Source organism: Megasphaera geminata F0357 (genome assembly GCF_000239275.1).
Taxonomy (GTDB): Bacteria; Bacillota; Negativicutes; order Veillonellales; family Megasphaeraceae; genus Megasphaera; species Megasphaera geminata.
This window is the reverse complement of sequence record NZ_JH417597.1, coordinates 1-684: the sequence shown is the minus strand read 5'-3', so window position 1 is coordinate 684 and position 684 is coordinate 1. Positions and strand designations below refer to the sequence as shown.

The following is a 684-nucleotide window of genomic DNA, read 5'->3' as shown; positions in this document are numbered from 1 at the left end:
TCAAACGAATAGAAGGAATGAGTGGCATAAAAGCGTTCATTATCCTTGCGGTGGCTGCGCTCAACTTTTCCATTATGGCGAGGAGTAAACGGTCGGATCCGCTTGTGTCGAATGCCATACTGCATTAAGCGAGACTCAAACAGAGTGGGTTTGTCCCTGTGAGAGGTGAAGCGATTAGTAAATTCTGTCCCGTTATCTGTCTGTACACATTCTATGGGTAGGGGGAACACCTTTACAAGATGATCCAGAAAGACAGCGGAAGAATAGGTACTATGCTCCTCGAAGGCCTCTACATAGCGCCAGCGAGAATACTCATCTATAGCTGTATATTGGAAGAAACGGGTACGGATGACGTTGGGATTCTTCAGACAAGCAGAAGGGACGAATTTCACATCGATTGGGAATCGTTGGCCCGGATACTGCATGGGCTCATAGGGCTTAGGAATATACTTGGGGTTGGGTGGCTTCACCGCCATGATTCCCTGTCTTCTGAGCACGCGATAGAGGCCTGCAATAGAACGCGTGTAGCCACGCTGCATAAGCTTTACCCAGAAGACAACAAGGCCGGCATGGGGATTTCTACGGCGCATATCAGCGATAAGCTTAAGTTCGGCAGGCGTATGTTGATTGGGGTGGCTGTGGGGTTTTCTGGAGCGATAGCGGAGAGAATCCGGAGACCCGTCA

2 protein-coding genes are annotated in these 684 nt (G+C 49.7%); one reads left to right on the top strand and one right to left on the bottom strand.

The features are described 5' to 3' along the window. The coding region (locus HMPREF0080_RS11530; RefSeq protein WP_425358114.1) for a DDE-type integrase/transposase/recombinase at window positions 1–350 on the bottom strand (350 nt) is incomplete at its 3' end. On the opposite strand from HMPREF0080_RS11530, the gene HMPREF0080_RS11685 reads away from it, so the two are divergent. After that, window positions 240–684, top strand: a 445-nt coding sequence (locus HMPREF0080_RS11685; RefSeq protein WP_006790275.1) for a hypothetical protein, incomplete at its 3' end; no start/stop codon positions are given. The two genes, HMPREF0080_RS11530 and HMPREF0080_RS11685, sit on opposite strands and share 111 nt — an antisense overlap.